Source organism: Hymenobacter humi (genome assembly GCF_042665855.1).
Classification (GTDB): domain Bacteria; phylum Bacteroidota; class Bacteroidia; order Cytophagales; family Hymenobacteraceae; genus Hymenobacter; species Hymenobacter humi.
The window spans coordinates 1,090,877-1,109,210 of the sequence record NZ_JBHTEK010000001.1 but is presented as its reverse complement, the minus strand read 5'-3'; the positions used below and the strand labels follow the sequence as shown (position 1 = coordinate 1,109,210).

Below are 18,334 nucleotides of genomic sequence, written 5' to 3'. Positions count from 1 at the left end.
GAGGAACCTATCTTTAGGCCTTCCCGACTTCCTATCCTTATGATTCACTTCACCGAATTCACCCTCGACAACGGCCTGCGCTGCATTGTCCACGAAGATTTTTCTACGCCCATGGCCGTGCTCAATGTGATGTACGACGTGGGCTCGCGCGACGAAGACGCCGAGCACACCGGCTTTGCGCACTTGTTTGAGCACCTCATGTTTTCGGGGTCGGTCAACATTCCCAGCTACGACGAGCCGCTGCAGCGCGTGGGCGGCGAAAACAACGCCTTCACCAGCTCCGACGTCACCAACTACTACCTCTCCTTGCCGGCCGCCAACCTCGAAACCGGCTTCTGGCTGGAAAGCGACCGGATGCTGAACCTGGCTTTCTCCGAAAACGGGCTCGAAGTGCAGCGCAAAGTGGTGGTGGAAGAGTTCAAGCAGAGCTACCTCAACCAGCCCTACGGCGACGTGTGGCTCAAGCTCAAGCCCTGGCCTACCACACCCACCCCTACCAGTGGAACACCATCGGCAAGGAGATTTCGCACATCGAAAACGCGGTGATGGACGACGTGCGCGGCTTTTTCAGAAGCACTACGCGCCCCAGAATGCCATTCTGGTGGTGGCCGGCGCCGTGAGCGAGGCCGAAGTGCGCCGCCTGGCCGAGAAGTGGTTTGGCCCCATTCCCGGCGGCCCGGCCTACCAGCGCCAGCTGCCCACTGAGCCCGCCCAGCAGGAGCCCCGCCACCTGCGCGCCTCGGCCCCCGTGCCGCTGAGCGCCTTGTACAAAGCCTACCACATGCCCGCCCGCTCCGACGAGGGCTACCACGCCGTTGACCTGCTCAGCGACGTGCTGGGCCGGGGCAAATCGGCCCGCCTGCACCAGCGCCTGGTGAAGGAGCCTGGCCTTGTTCAACAACATTTCGGCCTCGCTCACCGGCTCACTCGACCCGGGCCTGCTCGTCATCAGCGGCAAGCTGAATGCCGGCGTGGACCTGCAGGCCGCCGATGCCGCCGTGGAAGCCGTGGTGTCAGAATTCCTGACCAAAGACGTGGACGCCCAGGAGCTCGAAAAGTAAAAAACCAGGCCGAGAGCAGCCTGGTTTTTGGAGAAATCGACTTGCTGAACCGGGCCCTGAACCTGGCCTACAGCAAGCTGCAGGGCGACGCCAACCTAGTGAACGACGAAAGCCGCCGCATTCAGGCCGTGACGGTGGCCGATGTGCGCTCGGCCGCGCAGTCGGTGCTGCGGCCCGAGAACTGCAGCACGCTGTACTACGAGGCCGTGTAGCCGCAAGAAGCTGTTTGAGTTAAACCGGCTGCCATTGAAAGCGCGCCGAGATGCCAGGCGGCGTCTCGGCGTTTTGCTGTGCAGGCTCCAATGGGCCACCGGTAAGATGCCCGCAGCGTTTCCACTCCGTTGTGGGCACCAACTCAAACAGCTTCTAAGGGGCTGCTTATTTGCGGGTCTTGGCCGGCGCTACCGGGGCGTTGCTGTCGCGGCTGAGGGAGCTGTTGGCGGCCTTCTTGGTGGCCGGGCGCCGGGCGCGGTTATCGTTGTAGCTGCCGTTGGCGTGGTAGCCTTCCTGCTTGCGCATGGCCATGCTCGGCGCCAGGTAGTACGTGCCGTCCTTCAGGTCCTGCGGAACGCCGGCGCCGTAGGGCTTGCCGGTGTGCGGGTTGATTTTGACGGCGGGCTTGCGGGCGCCTCGGCTCGAATACGGCGCGATTTTTTCCGGGCCCGGGGCTTGGTTTGCGCGCTGGCATCGGCCACGCCAATGCTGAACAGAACGAGCGAGGCAAGAAGGTAGCGTAACATAGATTTCTGCTAGTATAATTGGTGAATACAGGAGGCTTTGGGGTGAGTTGAGCTAAAAGCTCATCGGCTTCCGTCATACGCACAATCACCTGAAAGGTGGCGGGGCAAATGAGGGAAGCCGATGAATCGTGGTTGGTGCGCGTTGAGCCGGGCTTGTAACCCGACCGGCACTAGCTAGTTACCGAGCGTGGTTTGGGCGCTGGCGGTCTTACGCGGGGGGCGAACGCTGTAGGGCACAGCCACTTTGCTGGTGCGGATGTGCACGGGCATGCCCGGAGCGGCGTAGACGTTGGCGTTGTCGAGCTCGCCGCGGGAAGGTGCGGCAGCTTCACCGTAGCCCCAGTCGGTAGCAGCGGCGTTGGTGGTAGTGGTGGTAGCTACCGCGGCCTGCGAATCTTCCAGGGGAGGCCAGCCGTCGTTTACGCTCGCCATGGCAGGTGCCGATTTGATGGCAACGCGGCGCGCTTTCTTCTCGGCGCGGGCCGTGGCTTTCACCGATTTTACTTTGGTTTTTGCGGCGGTGGCGGGAGCAGTTTGGGCAGAGGCCTCAGCCACCAAGAACAACGATAGAGCGAGCGTAATGACGGAACGGAACATAGCGGAAAGAAGAATATGTGAGTGGATGCTTGGGGTAAAATCGATAACCGTGCCATGTTTTCCCAACCCTGCTGCTTTTGGTTTCCGGACAGAAAAAACCCCGGCCAGGCCGCTTTTCAGCAGTCCAACCGGGCTCGACGGCAGGCGAAATTATTGACTTATACCGACGGCCAATCCGCTACTTAGGCTGCAAGGTGGTGTTGGTACGCTTCTGCCTCGACTTGGCAGCTTTGCCATCGTAGGGGCCTACTTTCCCTTGTTTCAAAATCACCGGCTCGCCGGGCGCAGCATACACATTTTCGGTCTTGAGCCTTGCTTTATCACTTGCCCCATCGGCCGCGTTGGTGCTCATTTTTGCCTGCCCAGCGGTTGATTGGGCCGTGTTCGGCCTGGCCGCTCCAGTGGCTTTCGTGGTTTGAGTAGCGCGGTGCTTGGGCACGGACTGTGCCGAAGCATCGATGGTGCTGGCTACCAGGAACAGGGCAAGAAGCGGGGTGTATAACATGGCTACGGGAGAATAAGGAATTATAACAGAAAAGCGGCCAGCACGCTTAGCAAAGCCAGTGCGCCTGAATACTGAGGTCAAGCATGTCTGTTTCAGGTTTACGCAAAACCACGGTACCCCGGTGAGGTTATCCGCTCCGCTCACACAACTCCACCTACAAGGCAGCTGCATTCAGCACAAAAAAGCCCGCCCAACCTTCGATTAAAAAGGCTGGGCGGGCAGGATGTTGCTAGAGAAGGATGGCGAGTCCGATGGGGCAGCAGCACCGCAAAATAATTTGCGCAGTACTCAGCCCACTGGACTTCATTCACTTACCAACCGGATGGGGCGGGCGCAGCTTTTTCTTGGGTTTGGCCGGAGCGGCTTTTTCTGTCGGCGCGGTTTTAGGGGCCGCACCCGGGGCGGGACTCACGGCGTTCATGCCGGCGCCGGCATTGCTGGCACCCGAAGCACCCATTTCGGTACCGGCAGCGGGGGCTGTGGCTGCTGGAATGGCGCTGCCATCTACCTGGGTGGGGGCGGCAGCCGCACGGCCTGCACGGGCCAGGCGGCGCTCGCGGCGCTCACGGGCAGCAGCGGCGTCATTAGCCATCACGCTGCGGCCGCTTTGCAGCATCACCGGGGTGCCGGGAGCGGCCGACATACCCTGCCGGTCGTTGCCGCCCTGGGTTGAGCTGCTGGTGGTGCCGGGCACAAAGCTGTTATCGGGCGGGGTAGAAGCGGTATTGCCCGGGTTAGCGTCCTGCTTGGCGGGGCCGCTGGGGTAAGGCGAAACGGTGCGGCCGTCGTTCTGCGGCGTGGTCTCTTTGCCAGTGGCGCGGGTCTGGCCAGTGGCCTGCCCGCTTGAAGTGGTGGGCTTTTTCTTCGTACTCTTTTTGGGCGCGCCCCAGGAGTCAGAAGTATCCCAGCCGCTTTGGGCGGAGGCGGTAGTTGCGATGCCCACGACGAACAGGAGCGAGAACAAAGTGCGTTTCATATACAGAAGAGCTTTAAAGCAAAGTAGAAATAATACTAACCGGAAGGTAGCGACAGGAAGTGTAAGTTGAAAGGATAAGTTCCGGCCCACATACGCAAAAGGTTCAGTTAAGGCCCGCCTATTGCCCTAACTTTGCACCTATGATGCAGGAATCCATTGCCAGCCTCGCGGCCGAAATTACGGCGGCCGACTTGAGCAGCACCGCCCACCTCGATGCGTTTCGCATCAGCTACCTCGGCCGCAAAGGCCGCCTGGCCGACCTGTTCGACCAGCTCAAGACCGTGCCCGCCGAGGAGAAGCGTGCAGTAGGCCAGCAGCTCAACGCCCTCAAGCAGCAGGCCCAGGCCCGCTTCGACGAAGCCCAGCAAGCCGCCGAATCGGCCGCCGACAACGCGCCGGCCAACCCAAATTTTGACTACACCCTGCCCCCCGTGCCCAACGCCCTGGGCACGCGCCACCCGCTGATGCTGGTGCGCGAGGAAATGCTGCGCGTGTTTGCGCGCATTGGCTTTGCCGTGGCCGAAGGCCCGGAAATTGAGGACGACTGGCACAACTTCACGGCCCTGAACTTCCCGGAGAACCACCCGGCGCGCGACATGCAGGACACGTTCTTCGTGGCCCCGGTGTCGCGCACGGCCGAGCCCGACGACGCCCCCACCGGGGCCCCGGCGCTGCCGCACCTGCTGCGCACCCACACCAGCACCGTACAGGTACGCGTGATGGAAACCGAGCCGCTGCCCATCCGCCGCGTGATGCCGGGCCGCGTGTTTCGCAACGAGGCCATCTCGGCCCGGGCGCACATGATGTTCCACCAGGTGGAAGGCATTTTCATTGACGAAGGCGTGAGCTTCGCCGACCTCAAGCAGACGGTGTACTACTTCGTGCAGGAGCTGTTTGGGCAGGACATCAACATCCGGTTCCGGCCCAGCTTCTTCCCGTTCACCGAGCCCAGTGCCGAAATCGACATCACCTGCCTCATTTGCAAAGGTGCGGGCTGCAACATCTGCAAGTACTCGGGCTGGGTCGAAATCGGCGGCTGCGGCATGGTAGACCCCGCCGTGCTCGAAAACGCCAAGATTAACTCCGACAAATACTCGGGCTATGCCTGGGGCATGGGCATCGAGCGCATTGCCATGCTCAAGTACCAGATTAAGGACCTGCGGCTCTTCACGGAGAATGACATGCGGTTTTTGCGGCAGTTTGAAGCGCTGTAAATCAGCCACTGCCGAACCATTCCGCTCCTTAATTCATTCTAAACAGCTTGCCCCCGCCGCGAGCAACCCGATAAACCAGTGATTCATGAAGGTTAGAAATCAGACTACGAATAAAGTAAACGTCATTACCCTGGGCTGCTCCAAGAACATCGTGGACAGCGAAGTGCTGATGGGCCAGCTCCAGGCCAACGACTTCGACGTAACCCACGAGGCCGAGCAGTCGGATGCCAACATTGTGATTATCAATACCTGCGGCTTTATCGACAACGCCAAGCAGGAAAGCATCGACACCATCCTGCGCTACGCGGATGAGAAGGAGGCCGGCCGCCTCGACAAGCTCTACGTGACGGGCTGCCTCTCGCAGCGCTACAAAGACGAGCCTGGAGGTAGAAATCCCCCAGGTGGACGCCTATTTCGGCACCCTGGAGCTGCCCCAGATGCTCAAGGTGCTCAACGCCGACTACAAGCACGAGCTCATTGGCGAGCGCCTCATCACCACGCCGCGCCACTACGCCTACTTCAAAATCGCGGAGGGCTGCAACCGCCCCTGCTCGTTCTGCGCCATCCCGCTGATGCGCGGCAAGCACGTAGACCGCCCCATCGAGGACCTGGTGAAGGAAGCGAAGCGCCTGGCCAGCATGGGCACCAAAGAGCTGATTCTCATTGCCCAGGACCTGACTTACTACGGCCTGCAGGCCTACGGCGAGCGCAAGCTGGCGGACCTGCTCCGCAATCTGTCCGACGTGAACGGCATCGACTGGATTCGCTTGCAGTACGCCTACCCCTCGCAGTTTCCGCTGGATGCACTGGACGTGATGGCCGAACGCGACAACATCTGCAAGTACCTCGACATGCCCCTGCAGCACGGCTCCGACAACATGCTCAAAACCATGCGCCGCGGCATCACCAAGCGCCGCACCATTGAGCTGGTCGATACCATTCGGCAGCGGGTGCCGGGCATTGCGCTACGCACCACGCTCATCGCCGGCCACCCGGGCGAGACCGAACAGGACTTCCGCGAGATGTACGACTTCGTGGAGCAGACGCGCTTTGAGCGCCTGGGCATATTCACTTACTCGCACGAAGAAAACACGCACTCGCACACGCTGGTGGACGACGTGCCCGCCGAGCTGAAGCAGGAGCGCGCCGATGCCATCATGGAGCTGCAGCAGGGCATTTCGATGGAGCTGAACGAAGCCCGTGTGGGCCAGACCTACAAGGTGCTGTTCGACCGCAAGGAAAGCGGCCATTTCGTGGGCCGCACCGAGTTTGACTCGCCCGAGGTAGACAACGAAGTGCTGGTGCCGGTGGAAAAGGACACGTTTGTGCGCCTCGGCGACTTTGCGAACGTGAAAATTACCTCGGCCACGGACTTTGACTTGTACGGCCACCTCGTCTAAACCACGGATTCATTCGGATTTAAGCGGATTTCACGGATTTTGTGGAAGGCGTTGACCGGTAGCTACGGACCTCCTCGAGGGGTTAACTCAATATTTTAAATAGTAAAAAGGCAGCCGAGTGGCTGCCTTTTTTGTTAAAGCCCGACCTTCGTCCTATCAATGCGGATAGAAACGGTTTTGTGGCACCTACAAAATCCGTAAAATCCGCTTAAATCCGAATGAATCCGTGGTTCAGACACTCTCTTACGCCGAAACCGGCTCCTTTTCTGGTCTCCTGACCGACTACATTGCCGAGAAGCCGGCCCTGGCGCCCTTCTACAACCGCTGGCCGTCGCTGGAGAATTTTGCGGCCCAAATTGAGGAAAAGCAAGCGGCCTACACGCCCGAGGCGCGCAAACGCCTGGTGGCCGCCCTGCGCGACCAATACGGCTTGGCGCCCGACCCGGAGCCGGCCATCGAGACCAGCCTGCTGCTGCTGGCCGAGCCCACCACCTTCACCGTGACCACCGGGCACCACCAACGTACTCACGGGGCCGCTGTATTTCATTTATAAAATCGTCACGGCCATTAAGTTGAGCCGGCAGCTAAAGGAAGCCTACCCGCAGTACGACTTCGTGCCGGTGTACTGGATGGCCACCGAGGACCACGACTTTGCCGAAATCAACCACTTCTCGCTGTTCGGCAAAACCTACTCCTGGGACGCAGCCAACACCGGCGGCCCGGTGGGCCGGCTCCCGCTCGACGGCTTCGCCGAGCAGCTGCTCAACCAGCTGCCGCCCGAGGTGCCCGCTGCCTTTCACAAGGCCTATTCTGAGTCCAAGAACCTGGCCGAGGCCACGCGCCGACTGGCCGATTCTCTGTTTGGCGAGTTTGGGCTGGTGACTCTGGATGCCGACCGACCCACGCTGAAACAGGCATTGGTACCGCTACTTGAGAAAGAAATAAAGGAGCAGGTTTCCAACGCCGCCGTGCAGGCCACCAATGCTCGCCTCAGCGCCGCCGGCTACAAGCCCCAGGTGTATTCGCGGCCCATCAACCTGTTTTACATCACCGACCAGGGCAAGCGCGAGCGGCTCGAACCCGACGCCAGCGGCGCCGACTGCGTGGAAGTAACCATCCGGAATACGGCCCGCTGCCACAGTCAGGCCGAGCTGCTGGCGCTGGCGAAGCAGCACCCGGAGCATTTCAGCCCCAACGTGGTGCTGCGGCCGGTGTACCAGGAAATACTGTTGCCCAACTTGGTGTACATCGGCGGCGCGGCCGAGGTGGCGTATTGGTTTCAGCTCAAGGACGTGTTTGCGGCGTTTGGGGTGCCCATGCCCATCGTGCTGCCCCGCAACTCCGCCGAGTACATCAGCCGGGCCAATGCTGGCAAGCTCAAGAAGCTGGGCCTCACCTGGCGCGAAATCTTCCGGCCGCTGCCTGAGCTGAAAAAGCAGGTGGGCGCAGCCCTAGGCCAGGAAGAAATCAGCCTGAAGGAGCAGCAGCAGGCCCTGGCAGCCGCTTTCCAGCAGGTACAGGACGTAGCCCAGCGCCTCGACCCCACCCTGGTGAAGACCGTGGCCGCCGAAGCCCAGAAAGCCGCCGCGGGCCTCGCGGGCCTCGAAAAGCGCCTGAGCAAAGCCGCCGAAATGAAGCACGAAACCGCCTTCACGCAACTTGCAGCTCTCAAAGACAAGCTGTTTCCCGGCGGCGGCCTCCAGGAGCGTAGCGAAAACGTGTTGAGCATTTTGATTAACAATCCCGACTTTATTCGGGACCTGCTCGATGCTTTTGAGCCGCTGAAGCTGGAGTTTACGGTGCTGGAGGAGTAAGGAGAAGGGTCTTCTAATCACTATCCGCAAGCTTTTTGAATGAACCGTTCTACCAAAGCCGCTCTGCGCCACGACGCTCTTGCCCGTCGGAACGCGCTGCCAGCGGCCGAGGCCGACCGTCGCAACGAGCAGCTTTGCGAGCAGTTCTTCCAGCATTTTCCGGTAGCTGAGTGGCACTGGCTGCACGTGTTTCTGCCGCTGGCCCGGCACAACGAGCCGGATACCTGGTGCATCGTCCGCCGCATCTGGGCTGAGCGGCTGGCCGTGCGCCTAGCCGTACCCGTGGTGCAGCCCGACGGCATCTCGCTAAAGCACTACGAGCCTGCTGCCCGACACCCCGCTCCGTAACAACCGCTGGGGCATTCCCGAGCCCGTGGCCACAGCAGCCACCGAAGTGCCGCCCGCGGCCTTCGATGCCGTGCTGGTGCCGTTGCTCGCCGTTGATGAAACCGGGCACCGCGTGGGCTACGGCGGCGGGTTTTACGACCGGTTTTTAGCTCAATGCCGGCCGGATGCGCAGTTCATCGGCATTTCGGTGCTGGACGATGCGCCGGTTGCTCCCCTGGCCGACGTGCTGCCCACCGACGTGCCCCTGCATGCCTGCCTGTTGCCATACAGGATATTGCAGTTCTAACACATCTAAATGCAACGCGGGGACAAGCATTATAGTATGCAAATACAAATTTATTTTTTAAGCATAACTATCTTACAATAAGCTACTCACGAGCTGCGTTGGCCAGGTATCTCTCACCTAAAACTGAAAGAACCCATGGCAGAAATCCAGCAGCAGGCAGCCGGACCGCCCAAGGCCGGCAAGCGACGAGCAAAGAAGATGTCGACCCGCATCGACATGACCCCGATGGTAGACCTGGCGTTTCTGCTGCTCACCTTCTTCATGCTCACCACCACCTTCGCCAAGCCCTACACCATGGAGCTGACGATGCCGGTGAAGGACACGCCCACGCCGGTACCGGGGTCCCGGGCCATGACCATTATTCTGGGCAAAGACCACCGGGTGCATTACTTCTTTGGGCTGCATACTCCGAACGATAACACGGTGCCTGCTCCCGAACTCCGCACCACCACTTTCGCGGCCGACGGCATTCGGCGGGTGCTGCTCGCTCGCCAGCAGCAGGTATCCAAGCCCATTATCCTCATCAAGCCCAGCGCCGACTCCAAGTACCAGGACATGGTGGACATTCTGGATGAGATGAACATCACGCACCAGAAAAAGTACGCGCTGGTCAAGATTACCCAAGACGACTTAACCCTTCTTAACTCCGCAGCCTTATGATGACCAATGCCCAACTGGCCACGGCCAGCCTCAACGACATCGTGTTTGATGGTCGTAACCAAGGCTACGGAGCCTACCAGCTTCGCGCCCTCTACCAGCGCCACGTAACGCGCGCGCTGGTCATCGCCACGGCCATCTTTGCGCTGCTGCTGGTGTTTCCGCTGGTAGCGCAACTGCTCAAGGACAAGACGCCCGTGGTGGTGCCCAAGCTGGACACCGGTAATGAATTAATGCCGGAGCCGCTGATGCCAGATGTGGTTACTCCGCCGCCTCCCGTGGCGGCCAGGCCGCCCGTAACTCCACCGCAGCAGCCCACCATCAAGGACATTGTGCCGGTGGTAGTGGAGGACAAAAAAGCGCCAGAAGAAAGCGAAGTGCCCAACCAGGACGACTTGAGCGAGAAGAAAATCGGCACCGAAAACATTGTCGGCGACCCGAACACCTCTGCTGACGCCCTGGACGATTTATTGACCGAAAAAGGCGAAGCTGTGACGGCAGGCATTGTACCGGAGACGGTGTACAGGTCGGTAGAGCAAATGCCTGAGCTACCGGGTGGCGGCGGGCAACTGGCCATCGTAGCTGCCATTCAGCGGGCCGTGAAGTACCCAAGCAAGGCGCTGCAAAACGGCGTGGAAGGCCGCGTATACGCCAGCTTCACGGTAAACCCCAAGGGCGAAGTCATCGACGTGCAAATTGTGAAAGGCCTGGGCTCGGGGCTAGATGAGGAAACCCTGCGCGCCATCAAAACCCTGCCCCGGTTTATTCCCGGCAAGCAGAATGGCCGCGAGGTCAGCGTATCGTTCACGGTGCCCATTACCTACAAGATTCAATAGGCTGTAGCGCCGTTAAGGCCCTGACCAAACCCCCAAATCGAGGCTAATGCCTGGGTTTGGGGGTTTTTAGTTGGTCTTCTACCCGGGCAATGCGGGCCTGGCCCCACGGCGCAATGCTCACGCGCACCCGCAGCGGGTGCAGGCGGCCGGCTTTCTCCAGGCGCAGGCCGCTGCCTTCGGGCACGTAGTAGCGCTCCAGGTTGAAGCGCAGGGCGAAGGAGTTGCGGTACACATTGGTTACCCAGCCGCGCAGCACGGCCTGGTTGGCGCCGGGCTTCGGGGCTTTGGGGTACACGCCCACGGTGGTGCTCACGCTGTCGGGCCCCGGGGCTAGCACCACGAACACGGCCTGGCGGCGGCGGGGTGGCGGGGCATCGTGCCACAGCCCTAGGGGCGTCTCGCTGATGGCATAGTGCAGGCGCACAAAATCGCCGTAGAGCAAATCGCGCGGGTCGACGGGCGTGGTGTTCAGAATCACATTTTGGCCCAACGCGGCCGTGGCGTAGCCTGCGCCGGCCACGCCCAGCACGTAGAGCACCTGGGCCGCTACCAGCAGGCGCAGCAGCGGCCGGCGGCGCGCCGGGTCCGAGAACCAGGTCAGCAGGTCACGCATGGGGAGTTGCTGTAGGTTAAGGATGGAGGGTGGAATTGGCCGGGGGCACGGGTTTCACTGGCCCTGGCGGCGTAGCGCTGGTAGCCAGCACCTGGGCATTGCGCCGACGCAGGTACCAGGCTCAGGCCCAGCAGCAGCACGCCGCCCAGCAGGAAAAAGAGCGACTTGTCCAGGAAAGCCCAGGTCAGCTTGAAGTAGGCCACCATGGTGGCAATCACGAACAGCACCGCGCCGATGGTGAGCTGGTCGGGGTCTTCGTGGCGGTGGGCACGGGCCAGCACCGAGCCGGCGTGCGCGTACAGCACCACCAGCGTGGCCACGGCCAGGGGCAGGCCGCCCGGCAGGTAGAAGCCCGGCAGCAGCAGCAGCCAGTCGAGCAGCGTATCATACCGGCCCCGCACCCGCTTGCCGGCTACCGACAGCGCCAGCACTGCTCCCAGCGCTACCAGGTAGGGCAGCAGCGGCGGCCGCAGCACGTTGGCATAGGTATCGGTTTCGCCAAAAGTGGCCAGCCCGAACATAAACAGATAGGCCGCTACCAGGGGCGGGCCCTGCAGCGCCCGGGCGCCGGGGCGGTTGGGCTGCCAGTCGCCGGCCGCGTAAATGAGCATGGCCGGTACAAAAACCAGGTGATTTTCAGGTGCATCACCATCACGTACAGCCCAATTTGCCAGAGCAGGCCGGTGGCCAGCACCGTGCTGCTCACGGCATCGGGCCGGCGCCACCAGTAGTAGCCCATTCCGCCCGCTACCATCACGGCCGTGGCGTAGCTGAAGCTGCCCAGCGCCTCCACGCAATAGGTTTGCACGGCTGCACCAATCACCACGGTGAGCAGCACCAGCAGGCGCGAGCCGTACACGTAGCTCACCGCCACGCCGGCTACCACCCAGGCCACCAGCCCGCTCACGTCGTAGCCTACCGCCTGGTAGAGCTGGCTGGTGAGGATGATGCTGGCGCCAAACAGTATCAGCCCCAGGCCGATGAGGCCGTGCCCGAGGTCGGGGTTGCCGCGCCGCAGGAAGTAGGCCCCCGCCGCGTAGGCACCGGTGAGGCTGCCCAGCATCAGGGCCAGGCGCAGCACGGCGGGCAGCGCCTGCCAGTTGGCCGCCACCACGCTCAGGGCGCTGAGGCCCACCAGCACGCTGCCCAGCAACGGCAAGAGGCCCAGGGCCCGCGCTTCGGGCGGGTAGCGGGCCAGCAATTTCTGCCGCTGCTCTTCGCTGATGAGGCCGTCGGACACCCAGGCGGGGCTTTCGGTTTCGAGGAATTTGCGGGACAACGGGGAGTAGTAAAGTCGTGAAACGGTGAAAGGAATCGTAAAGAACGAAAAACTCCCCTCCTTATCAACCAAACGTCAGCGTAGCGAAGGAGGGGATGCTCAACTGCCAGGTTGAGCTGGGGTGGTTGCCCTCGTTGAACCGAAGGTCGGCGTAGCCAACGACTAGCGTGAGAATCGTTCGCGTGTCGTTGGCTACGCCGACCTTTGGCTCCTCGAAGGCAGGGTCGTGGTTGCTCAGGGCTACTTGCTCGTTCATGGTTCAGTAGAAAACTTCGCCACTGCTATCTCCTCGCTAAACTCATTCTCCGGCCCAATGCCCCGCATAAAAGTAGCCCTGCCCGATACCTTTTCCTGCGTTACCGAAATCCCGGTGCGCATCACCGACCTCAACTATGGCGGCCACCTCGGCAACGATGCGTTGCTGGGCATTCTGCACGAAGCGCGGGTGCACTTTCTACGCTCGCTGGGCCTGGAAAACGACTACGACCCCGTGAGCAAGCTCGGCCTCATCATGGTCGACGTGGCCGTGGAGTACAAGGGCGAGGCCTTTCACGGCGATGTGCTGCGCATCGCCATGGCTGCGGCCGACCCCAACAAGTACGGCTTCGATGTGGTGTACCACGTGCACAACCAGGCCGGCAAGGAAATAGCCCGCGCCAAAACCGGCATGCTCTGCTTCGACTACAACATCCGCAAGCTGCGGCTGCTGCCGGAGGAGTTGGCGGCGCAGGTTAATTGATTGTTTATAAGCAAAATTTGCTTTATGTCAGCCCCAAAAATCAATAATAAGTTTATCATCACCAAAGCGTTGCTTGCTGGTGTATTTTTCTTGGGCTGGGCCAGTCCCGGCATGGCTCAGCAAGGGGCTACGGCCCCTAGAGCAGTGTATACGTATATCCAGCAGCCCCCGCAGGCTGCCCGGCAATGGCGGTGCCCCGGCCATACTTGCAGCCGTACAAAAGCAGGCGGTGTACCCGCCCACGGCATTGCGCGACCAGATTTCCGGCCGGGTGCTGGTAGACGTGACGGTTGCTCCCGATGGCACAGTTTCAGACACCAAAGTGGTGCGCAGCCTGCGGCCCGATTGCGACTCGGCGGCGGTGGCTTCGGTACAACGCCTGCCCCGCTTATCGCCGCCCCGGCAAAATGGCCGAGCGGTATACTACAGCTTCACCCTGCCCATCAACTTCCAGGCTGGCGGCTTCGGCAGATAAACATTAGCACCGGTGGGGCTATAGCCGGGAACCCAAGGCCCTGCCTGCTTGTATCTTTGTGCTATGCTTCTGGAACTGCCCCTCGCCCCCACCCCTACGAAACGCGACATCCGCAAAACCTCGCCCGACGACCTGAAGGCTTTCATGGTGGAGCACGGCGAGAAGCCGTTCCGCACCAAGCAGGTGCTGGAGTGGCTGTGGAAAAACACCGCCACCTCGTTTGAGGAAATGAACAATATCTCGCTGGCTACCCGCGAGTTATTGGAGGCGCATTTTGTCATCAACGGCGTGACGGTGCAGAACAAGCAGCTCTCGAACGACGGCACCATCAAGTCGGCTTTCAAGCTCTTCGACGGCAACATTGTGGAAGGCGTGCTCATCCCGCACGACACCCGTATGACGGCCTGCATCTCGAGCCAGGTGGGCTGCTCGCTCACGTGCAAGTTTTGCGCCACGGGCTACATGGACCGCAAGCGCAACCTCGACGCGGCCGAGATTTACGACCAGGTGGTGCGCATCCGGGAGCAGTGCGAGGCCCAGTACGGCACGCCGCTCACCAACATCGTGTACATGGGCATGGGCGAGCCCCTGCTCAACTACGCCAACGTGGTGGAAAGCGTGCGCCGCATCACCGCGCCCGATGGCCTGAACATGGCCCCGCGCCGCATCACCATCAGCACGGCGGGCATCGCCAAGATGATTAAAAAGCTGGCCGACGACGACGTGAAGGCCAACCTGGCCCTGTCGCTGCACGCGCCCACCGATGCCAAGCGCAATGAAATCATGCCCATCAACGAGGCCAACTCCCTGGCCGCGCTGAAGGAAGCCCTGCAGTACTACCACCAGAAAACCGGCCGCAAAGTCACCTACGAGTACATCGTGTTCGACGGCTTCAACGACTCGCTGGAGGACGCCGAGCACCTCTTCAAGATTGCGAAGTGGCTGCCCTGCAAGGTGAACCTGATTGAGTACAACCCCATCGAAAACGCCGACTACCAGAACGCAGCCGACGACAAAATCACCGCCTTCCACAAGCACCTGGCCGACCGCGGCGTGCAAACCAACATCCGCCGCTCGCGGGGCAAGGACATCGACGCGGCCTGCGGGCAGGCTCGCGGTGAAGGAGAAGAAGGAAGTGGCATAACTACCAAGACATTGAGCCACAAAAAAGCCGCTGGTGTGCTACCAGCGGCTTTTTTATGGCTCAATGTCTTGGTGCGGTTTATTTCACGCCCTTGCCAAAGCGGAACGTGAAGTCGTAGTACACCGGGACGATATAGGTGGAGAACCCGCTGCCGCCCTGGCGGTAGGTTCGTGTGCTGGTAACGTACTGGCTGCCGTCGTAATACGTGTAGGTTTCGGTCTGGTCGTGGGCAAAGGCGTAGCCGTACGCGGCCCCCAGCCCCAGGCTGGTGCGGCGCCAGTTGATTTTGATGCCGTACAAGCCGCCCATTCCGGCGCGCGAATCGGCGACGATGTAGTTTTCGCTGATGAGGGAAACGCGGCGCGACACGCGCTTTTGTGCGCCGAACTGCAGGATGGGAGTAGACCCGATTTCGCCTTCAAAAAAGCCGTAGCCCAGGCCCCCCGTCACGTTGTTGTCGGCCGAGCCGTACGTGGCCGACCCGTACAGAATTCCGGCCCCGGTTGACTTACTCAGGAGGCCGTCGAAGTCGGGAATGCGCAAATACAGGACGCCCACGCCCACGTGCACCTTATCGCTCACCGGCATGCTGAACTTGGGCGTCAGCATCACAAACTGATTGCCGAGGCCGATGCCGGGAATAAGCGACACGTACCCGCCCAGGGAAATATTGTCGGTGATGCCGAAATTGCCACCTACCAGGTAGAGGCTGACGGCTTGCAGGGCGTTTTCGCCCTTGCGCAGGCCGCGGCCGGTGGGGGCAAAGAAGAGGCGGTTGCCGTTGCCGATGTCGAAGTACCCGGGCTTGGTGCTCACGCCCGCGGCGGCCGGCCCCTGTAGTTCGGCCCGACGGATTTGGGTCCGCTCCAGGCTTACGTGTCCCATCTCCTGGGTGTCAAATTCCAGCTTGGTAAGGCTCATGCTCACCAGCGTGCCGGTGAAACTGGCGCCCTGTTGGGTTTCGACCCGGTAGCTGCGGCCCAGCAGGTAGGTTTCCTCAGCAGGAAGCGCTGCGGCGGGCGGCGGGCTGGTTTGGGCGTGGGCCGTTACGCCGGGGAAGGCGAGTGCCAGAAGGAGCGGAAGTAAATAATGTTTCATGGGAAAATGATTTTCCCAAAGATGCTACATAGCCATGCTATTGTTGTAACAAAAAGTCTATTGTATTAGACTTTAGAATACCGACGCCATTCCCGGCGCACAAAACCAAACCCATCGCATACCACTCATTTACATACTATTACCAAGCAAAAAAGCCACTAGCTCAACGATAGCCAAGGGATATTAGGCCTTTCAATTCTTTACCCTTTCCAGCGCCCGGTAGAGCGGGGGCGGCCCGTGACTTTTTCCTCGTGCGATTCGCCGGGGGCATATTCTTCCAGCCGCACGCGCACGGCGTGGGCCTTGGGCTGCACTTTCTGCCCAAAGGCGTCGGCAAACTCCTGGGTAAACTCGGCCCCGAAGAAGATGATGAGCGACGAATAGTTGACCCACAGCAGCAGCACAATCGCCGAGCCCGCCGCCCCAAAGGCCGAACCCGGGTCTGATTGGGCGATGTAAAAGGCAATGAGAAACTTGCCGATGACGAAGAGCAGGGCCGTGATAAAGGCGCCAATCAGCACGTCGCTCCACCGAATAATGGCATCGGGCAGATACCGGTAAATCAGGGCAAAGAGCAGGGTGGTGACGGCCAGCGACAACGCAAAATCAACAATGCGGATGGCCACTACGCCCACCATGGGCAGCATCTGGGCCAGCCAGCCCGTGAAGGCGCTGAGCACGGCGCTCACCACAAAGGAGATGAGCAGCAGCAGCGCCACGCTCAGTATCAGGCCAAAGGACAGGAAGCGCTGCTTGATAAAAGCCCCGATGCCGATGCCCTCGGTTTTTACCTTCAGGTTCCAGATGTCGTTGATGCTTTCCTGCAGGGTCACGAAGAAAGTGGTAGCCGCAAAAATGAGGGTAGCCACGCCGATGGTAGAGGCAATGGGGCCGCGCTCCTGCAGCGTAAACTTGGCAATGCTGTCTTGCAGAAACTTGGCCGAATCGGGCCCGACCAGGCCCTTGAGCCTGGGTATAAATCTGACCCGTGAGGGCTTCGCCGCCATACGCCGCGCTGGCCACCGTGATGACGATGAGCAGCAGCGGCGGCAGCGAAAAGATGGTGTAGTACGACAGCGCCGCGGCGTGGCGAAATGAGTTGTTGTTGCTGAATTCCCCGGCCGAGGACTTGAGTACGGCCCAAACATCGGATAACTTATAGTGTGCCATGCAGCGAGAAAATGAGCGGCGAGAAGCTTGTTTATTGCCCCTAGTACGGCCTGCGCGTAGTCGCGTTGGGTCCGGTGGTTCGCAACCTCGGCATTGAGCTGTAAACTGAGCATCCCGCGCATTGCTCCTTGCCGCTACCTTAGCTGCATCAGGCGCAAGGGGTTGGGCCGAACACTTGGACTCGTTTCTTGTTTGGTTCGCCGTACCCCGAAGCCTTCTCCGCCTCTTTTACTTCTCCTGTTTATGCTCTCCATTACCCGTCTTTTGCGCGCTGTCCTTCCGGTGCTTGTTGGCCTGCTGCTCCTGGCCTCTCCTGCTCACGCGCAGAAGCAAAAAACCAAGCTGAAAGGCGGCGCCAAGGCATCTTACCCCGCGGCCGAAGGCTTCGATGCGGCCGGTTCCGATGCCAAAGCCGTAGCCATTGCCGACCGGGTGATGCGCGAAATGGGCGGCTACGAAAACTGGAAAAACGCCCGCTATTTCGCCTGGAGCTTTTTGGCGGCCAGTACCAGATTTGGGACAAGTACACCGGCGACTTCCACTGGGAAAAAGACACCCTGGTGGCCAACTACAACCTGAACACCAAGCAGGGCCACGTGTACAGCCGCGGCCAGGACGTCTCGGCGTCGCCCACCGGCCAGAAAGTACTCGACCGCATGAACGGCATCTGGATAAACAACTCCTACTGGCTGCTCATGCCCTTCAAGCTCAAGGATTCGGGTGTGACGCTCACCTACAAGGGCGAAGCCAAAACCATGGACGGCGCCCCGGCCGACGTGCTGCAAATGACCTTCAAAAACGTGGGCGTAACGCCCCAAAACCGCTACGAAGTGCTGGTGAACCGCGCCAACGGCCTCGTGGAGGAATGGGCTTACTTCGCCAACGCCACCGACCCGCAGCCCGCCTTCCGCCGCAAGTGGAACGAGTACGCCAAACACGGCAGCCTGCTGCTCGCGTCCGGCCGCAGCGAAGCCACCAAGCCCTCCCGCCTCGACAACATCGCCCAGCTCCAAACCCTGCCCGACGGCATTATGACGAGCACCACGCCAGTCACCAAGCTCAAGTAATAGCGAGGGCTTGCAGTACCCGGCAGTCAAATCCAAAAGGGCTTCATGCTCATCTGGCGTCTGCGCAGCCGGTGGAACCTCACCCCCGGCCCCTCTCCAAAAGAGAGGGGAGCCACGGCACAAGAGTTAGCTCAACCCGTAAAAGAAAAGCCCGGCTCAATTGAGCCGGGCTTTTCTTTGGTTTTCGTCAGGCTCCCCTCTCTTTTGGAGAGGGGCCGGGGGTGAGGTTTTCCAGCTGCGGCTCAACGATGCGAGCGAGATGCTTCGGCTGCGCTCAGCATGACCGTTTTTTCAGCAGGGCCGCGCTGCTGATTG

Annotated in this window: 23 protein-coding genes and 2 pseudogenes; 14 read left to right on the top strand and 11 right to left on the bottom strand. The window is 60.8% G+C overall.

Annotated features, from left to right (window positions below):
• Window positions 1-39 precede the first annotated feature (39 nt).
• Window positions 40-1,273 (top strand): annotated as a pseudogene (locus ACFQT0_RS06265) (M16 family metallopeptidase).
• 166 nt (window positions 1,274-1,439) lie between these two features.
• Here ACFQT0_RS06265 and ACFQT0_RS06260 read toward each other — a convergent pair.
• The 4 genes from ACFQT0_RS06260 to ACFQT0_RS06245 form a co-directional block, all read right to left on the bottom strand.
• Window positions 1,440-1,586, bottom strand: a complete 147-nt coding sequence (locus tag ACFQT0_RS06260; protein ID WP_380201294.1) for a hypothetical protein — start codon at window positions 1,584-1,586, stop codon at window positions 1,440-1,442.
• A gap of 389 nt (window positions 1,587-1,975) precedes the next feature.
• A complete protein-coding gene (locus ACFQT0_RS06255) occupies window positions 1,976-2,356 on the bottom strand; it encodes a hypothetical protein (protein ID WP_380201292.1) in 381 nt (126 codons plus the stop codon).
• Between the two features lie 220 nt (window positions 2,357-2,576).
• Window positions 2,577-2,903 (bottom strand): hypothetical protein, encoded by a 327-nt coding sequence (locus tag ACFQT0_RS06250; RefSeq protein WP_380201290.1) that lies wholly within the window; start codon window positions 2,901-2,903, stop codon window positions 2,577-2,579.
• A 307-nt stretch (window positions 2,904-3,210) separates the two neighbouring features.
• On the bottom strand, window positions 3,211-3,879 hold the full coding sequence (locus tag ACFQT0_RS06245; RefSeq protein ID WP_380201288.1) for a hypothetical protein: 669 nt from the start codon (window positions 3,877-3,879) through the stop codon (window positions 3,211-3,213).
• A 143-nt stretch (window positions 3,880-4,022) separates the two neighbouring features.
• Between ACFQT0_RS06245 and pheS the strand changes: the two genes are divergently transcribed.
• Window positions 4,023-5,093: a phenylalanine--tRNA ligase subunit alpha gene (gene pheS / locus ACFQT0_RS06240; RefSeq protein ID WP_380205924.1), complete on the top strand. Its 1,071-nt coding sequence runs from the start codon at window positions 4,023-4,025 to the stop codon at window positions 5,091-5,093.
• Window positions 5,094-5,121: 28 nt separating this feature from the next.
• On the opposite strand, the gene ACFQT0_RS06235 is transcribed toward pheS, so the two are convergent.
• Complete coding sequence (locus tag ACFQT0_RS06235) at window positions 5,122-5,301, bottom strand: hypothetical protein (protein ID WP_380206157.1); 180 nt, start codon at window positions 5,299-5,301, stop codon at window positions 5,122-5,124.
• On the opposite strand from ACFQT0_RS06235, the pseudogene rimO reads away from it, so the two are divergent.
• The 7 genes and pseudogenes from rimO (at window position 5,224) to ACFQT0_RS06200 (ending at window position 10,434) form a co-directional block, all read left to right on the top strand.
• Window positions 5,224-6,493, top strand: a pseudogene (gene rimO, locus ACFQT0_RS06230) (30S ribosomal protein S12 methylthiotransferase RimO). The gene ACFQT0_RS06235 and the pseudogene rimO overlap by 78 nt on opposite strands.
• 226 nt (window positions 6,494-6,719) lie before the next feature.
• Window positions 6,720-7,046, top strand: a complete 327-nt coding sequence (gene bshC / locus ACFQT0_RS06225) for a bacillithiol biosynthesis protein BshC (RefSeq protein WP_380201286.1) — start codon at window positions 6,720-6,722, stop codon at window positions 7,044-7,046.
• Between the two features lie 19 nt (window positions 7,047-7,065).
• Window positions 7,066-8,307, top strand: coding sequence for a bacillithiol biosynthesis cysteine-adding enzyme BshC (bshC, locus tag ACFQT0_RS06220; RefSeq protein ID WP_380201285.1), 1,242 nt, complete (start codon window positions 7,066-7,068; stop codon window positions 8,305-8,307).
• 39 nt (window positions 8,308-8,346) lie between these two features.
• Entirely contained in the window at window positions 8,347-8,655 is a 309-nt protein-coding gene (locus ACFQT0_RS06215; RefSeq protein ID WP_380201284.1) for a 5-formyltetrahydrofolate cyclo-ligase, read from the top strand.
• Window positions 8,656-8,680: 25 nt separating this feature from the next.
• Window positions 8,681-8,941 (top strand): 5-formyltetrahydrofolate cyclo-ligase, encoded by a 261-nt coding sequence (locus tag ACFQT0_RS06210; RefSeq protein ID WP_380201283.1) that lies wholly within the window; start codon window positions 8,681-8,683, stop codon window positions 8,939-8,941.
• A 135-nt stretch (window positions 8,942-9,076) separates the two neighbouring features.
• Window positions 9,077-9,601 (top strand): ExbD/TolR family protein, encoded by a 525-nt coding sequence (locus ACFQT0_RS06205; RefSeq protein ID WP_380201281.1) that lies wholly within the window; start codon window positions 9,077-9,079, stop codon window positions 9,599-9,601.
• On the top strand, window positions 9,598-10,434 hold the full coding sequence (locus tag ACFQT0_RS06200) for an energy transducer TonB (protein WP_380201279.1): 837 nt from the start codon (window positions 9,598-9,600) through the stop codon (window positions 10,432-10,434). Before ACFQT0_RS06205 ends, ACFQT0_RS06200 begins: the two co-directional genes overlap by 4 nt.
• 43 nt (window positions 10,435-10,477) lie before the next feature.
• Here ACFQT0_RS06200 and ACFQT0_RS06195 read toward each other — a convergent pair whose 3' ends face one another.
• The 4 genes from ACFQT0_RS06195 to ACFQT0_RS06180 all read right to left on the bottom strand — a co-directional run bounded on the left by ACFQT0_RS06195 (window position 10,478) and on the right by ACFQT0_RS06180 (window position 12,582).
• Window positions 10,478-11,047, bottom strand: a complete 570-nt coding sequence (locus ACFQT0_RS06195; RefSeq protein ID WP_380201277.1) for a GDYXXLXY domain-containing protein — start codon at window positions 11,045-11,047, stop codon at window positions 10,478-10,480.
• On the bottom strand, window positions 11,032-11,658 hold the full coding sequence (locus ACFQT0_RS06190) for a hypothetical protein (protein ID WP_380201275.1): 627 nt from the start codon (window positions 11,656-11,658) through the stop codon (window positions 11,032-11,034). Before ACFQT0_RS06190 ends, ACFQT0_RS06195 begins: the two co-directional genes overlap by 16 nt.
• Window positions 11,583-12,326, bottom strand: a complete 744-nt coding sequence (locus tag ACFQT0_RS06185) for a DUF2157 domain-containing protein (protein ID WP_380201273.1) — start codon at window positions 12,324-12,326, stop codon at window positions 11,583-11,585. The genes ACFQT0_RS06190 and ACFQT0_RS06185 overlap by 76 nt, the downstream gene beginning before the upstream one ends.
• Window positions 12,327-12,390: 64 nt before the next feature.
• Entirely contained in the window at window positions 12,391-12,582 is a 192-nt protein-coding gene (locus tag ACFQT0_RS06180) for a hypothetical protein (protein WP_380201271.1), read from the bottom strand.
• Window positions 12,583-12,639: 57 nt separating this feature from the next.
• On the opposite strand from ACFQT0_RS06180, the gene ACFQT0_RS06175 reads away from it, so the two are divergent.
• From ACFQT0_RS06175 to rlmN, 3 genes are all read left to right on the top strand, one after another.
• Window positions 12,640-13,065, top strand: coding sequence for a thioesterase family protein (locus ACFQT0_RS06175; RefSeq protein ID WP_380201269.1), 426 nt, complete (start codon window positions 12,640-12,642; stop codon window positions 13,063-13,065).
• 229 nt (window positions 13,066-13,294) lie between these two features.
• Window positions 13,295-13,540 (top strand): energy transducer TonB, encoded by a 246-nt coding sequence (locus ACFQT0_RS06170; protein ID WP_380201267.1) that lies wholly within the window; start codon window positions 13,295-13,297, stop codon window positions 13,538-13,540.
• Window positions 13,541-13,603: 63 nt separating this feature from the next.
• Entirely contained in the window at window positions 13,604-14,794 is a 1,191-nt protein-coding gene (gene rlmN, locus ACFQT0_RS06165) for a 23S rRNA (adenine(2503)-C(2))-methyltransferase RlmN (RefSeq protein ID WP_380201265.1), read from the top strand.
• On the opposite strand, the gene ACFQT0_RS06160 is transcribed toward rlmN, so the two are convergent.
• The gene (locus tag ACFQT0_RS06160) at window positions 14,763-15,782 is read right to left on the bottom strand and encodes a hypothetical protein (protein ID WP_380201263.1); all 1,020 of its coding nucleotides are present in this window, start codon (window positions 15,780-15,782) and stop codon (window positions 14,763-14,765) included. The genes rlmN and ACFQT0_RS06160 overlap by 32 nt on opposite strands.
• Before the next feature lie 200 nt (window positions 15,783-15,982).
• Window positions 15,983-16,789, bottom strand: a complete 807-nt coding sequence (locus ACFQT0_RS06155) for a YihY/virulence factor BrkB family protein (protein WP_380201261.1) — start codon at window positions 16,787-16,789, stop codon at window positions 15,983-15,985.
• A 406-nt stretch (window positions 16,790-17,195) separates the two neighbouring features.
• Between ACFQT0_RS06155 and ACFQT0_RS06150 the strand changes: the two genes are divergently transcribed.
• Complete coding sequence (locus tag ACFQT0_RS06150) at window positions 17,196-17,531, top strand: hypothetical protein (protein WP_380201259.1); 336 nt, start codon at window positions 17,196-17,198, stop codon at window positions 17,529-17,531.
• Entirely contained in the window at window positions 17,513-18,019 is a 507-nt protein-coding gene (locus tag ACFQT0_RS06145; RefSeq protein ID WP_380201257.1) for a hypothetical protein, read from the top strand. Before ACFQT0_RS06150 ends, ACFQT0_RS06145 begins: the two co-directional genes overlap by 19 nt.
• Window positions 18,020-18,334 lie beyond the last annotated feature (315 nt).